Consider the following 2394-nt stretch of genomic DNA (forward strand, 5'->3'; position numbering starts at 1 on the left):
TGATATGAGATCATCCACACCATGGATCTTCATGGCATCGACCTGAACCTGCTGGTCGCCTTCGACGCCTTGATGGCGGAGCGCAGCGTCACCCGTGCCGGCGCCCGCATCGGCCGGACCCAGCCGGGGATGAGCGCCGCACTGGCCCGGCTGCGCGCCCTGCTGCGGGACGAGCTGTTCGTGCGTGGCCCCCAGGGCCTGCAGCCGACGCCGCGCGCGCTCGACCTGGCCGAACCCCTGTCCGGCGCCCTGGCGCAGATCCAGCGCACGCTGGATTTCACCCGGGACTTCGACCCGGCCGCGTCGACGGCGACCTTCACCCTCGGCCTGTCGGATCACCCGGCCTTCCTGCTGCTGCCGCGGCTGGTGACGGCGCTGCAGGCAGCCGCGCCCGGCGCCCAGCTGCGGGTGCGCGGCTTCACGGCGCGGGACGATGCGGTCCGGGTGCTGGATGCCGGCGAGGCCGACGCGACGATCGGCGTGCCGGTGGCACCGGCCGGCCGCATCCTGTCCCGCCCGCTGTTCGAGGAGCGCTTCGTCTGCGTGCTGCGCCGTGGCCACCCTGCAGCGGGCCAGCCGCTCGATCTCGACCGCTTCCTGGCGCTGTCGCACCTGCTGGTGTCGCCCGAGCACGAGCAGTTCGGCTTGGTCGATGCCGCGCTGGCGAAACGGGGCCTCAAGCGCAGGCTCGGCCTGACCCTGCCGCAGACCTATGCGGCGCCTGGTGTCGTGGCGCAGTCCGACCTGATCGCGACGCTGATGCGCGGCGTGGTCGCGGCCTCCGGCCATGCCGGCGCCCTGTGTCTGCTCGATCCACCGCTCGACCTGCCGCCGGTGCCCTTCGTGCTGTCCTGGCACCGGCGCAACGATGCCAATCCCGCCCAGCGCTGGTTCCGCGATCTCGTGGCGGCGCAGGCGGAAGCCTGACGTTCCCGCGCCCGGATCAGATCCAGAGCAACAGCCGCGCCAGGGCGACAGTCAGGGCCAGGACGAAGGCGGCGACGGAACCGAGGCCGAGCAGATGCGCGGCGAGGACGGTCTTGCCGTCGAGCCGGTCCGGCGCGGCTGTCATGACAACCGCTCCAGCCCCGGCCGGGACAGGTGCAGGACATCGAAGGCGGTGCCCGGCCGCGATCCGTCCGCCGCCCGGGAGGACAGGGTCAGCCGGACCAGCGTCCAGGCCGGCACATCCAGCGCCACGACCGCCGCGACCACGTCCGGCTCCCCGGCGAGATCCCGGATCCGGTCGGTCTCGGCCGCCTTCAGCGTTGGCAAATCCGCACCCTCTTCGATCGGGCGGTCCTCCCGCACCAGCGACAGTGCCTGGCGGGCCGGCCCGCTGCGCGCGGCCAGGGGCAGCCAAGCCTCGACCCGCGGCCGGCCGAAGCCGTCGATGACGGTCTGGAACCCGTCCAGCAGGAAGCCGGCGGCGGCCGCATCGTCCCGCCAGAGATAGACCGAGGCATAGACATTGGCCGGGGCACCGTTGCGACCGCGTCGGCGCGACACGAAGGCCTTGAAGGCCAGCCCTTCCCGGCCGTCCCACAGCGGCGCACGGGCCGCCACCCGCCGGTCGATCTGCGCCATGTCGTAATCGGCCGGCAGGTGATGGGAATACTGCTTTGCGAACATGAGGCTGGTCCTGTCGCGATCGGAGGAACCAGAGATTGCGGCCGGCCAGTCATTGCATCAACATATGGGTGAATATATTTGCGATAAGATCTGGACATGATGATGGATCCCGCTCCGCTCGACCTCGACACCGTCCAGGCCTTCGTCCTGGTCGCCGACCTCGGCAGCTTCACCCGGGCGGCGGAGGCGATGGACACGTCGCAGGCGACCATCAGCCTGAAGCTGAAGCGGCTGGAGGAGCGGCTGGGCTGCCGGCTGCTGGACCGCACGCCGCGGCGCGTCCGCCTGTCGGCCGAGGGCGACCGCTTCATCGACGCCGCCCGCGACCTGCTGCTGGCCCACGACCGCGCGGTGGCGCAGCTGGCGGCGGCGCCGCCCCGGCGGCTGACCATCGGCATCAGCGACCATGTCGCCGGCCCCGACCTGCCGGCGCTGCTGGGCCGGCTGTCGGCCTATGACCCGCTGCTGGTGATCGATGTCCGGATCGCGGCGTCGCGCGACCTGGTCGCCGCCTTCGACCGCGACGAGCTGGATGCCGCGATCGTCCGACGCGAGGGCGGCCGCCGCGACGGCGAGGTGCTGGCGGAGGAACGGTTCGGCTGCTTCGCCGCACCGGGCTGGCGCCACCGGCCGGGCGAGCCGCTGCGCCTGGCCAGCATGGCCGCGCCCTGCGGCGTGCGCGGCATCGCGGTCAAGGTGCTGGACGAGGCCGGCCATCCCTGGACCGAGGTGTTCGTCGGCGGCGGCGTGATGGCGGTGGCC

Annotated in this window: 4 protein-coding genes; 2 read left to right on the forward strand and 2 right to left on the reverse strand. The window is 72.4% G+C overall.

What is annotated here, in order from left to right; genetic code table 11:
* The first annotated feature begins 21 nt into the window (after positions 1-21).
* Positions 22-927, forward strand: a complete 906-nt coding sequence (locus AC3XYG_RS09005) for a LysR family transcriptional regulator (protein ID WP_489139482.1) — start codon at positions 22-24, stop codon at positions 925-927.
* A gap of 16 nt (positions 928-943) precedes the next feature.
* Here AC3XYG_RS09005 and AC3XYG_RS09010 read toward each other — a convergent pair whose 3' ends face one another.
* Both AC3XYG_RS09010 and AC3XYG_RS09015 read right to left on the reverse strand, forming a co-directional pair.
* A complete protein-coding gene (locus AC3XYG_RS09010; protein ID WP_489139483.1) occupies positions 944-1072 on the reverse strand; it encodes a hypothetical protein in 129 nt (42 codons plus the stop codon).
* On the reverse strand, positions 1069-1632 hold the full coding sequence (locus AC3XYG_RS09015; RefSeq protein ID WP_489139484.1) for a DUF4865 family protein: 564 nt from the start codon (positions 1630-1632) through the stop codon (positions 1069-1071). Before AC3XYG_RS09015 ends, AC3XYG_RS09010 begins: the two co-directional genes overlap by 4 nt.
* Before the next feature lie 96 nt (positions 1633-1728).
* Here AC3XYG_RS09015 and AC3XYG_RS09020 point away from each other — a divergent pair.
* Positions 1729-2394 (forward strand): LysR family transcriptional regulator (locus AC3XYG_RS09020; RefSeq protein ID WP_489139485.1); only part of this gene is annotated, 666 nt, incomplete at its 3' end.

It is taken from the genome of Inquilinus sp. (genome assembly GCF_057815775.1).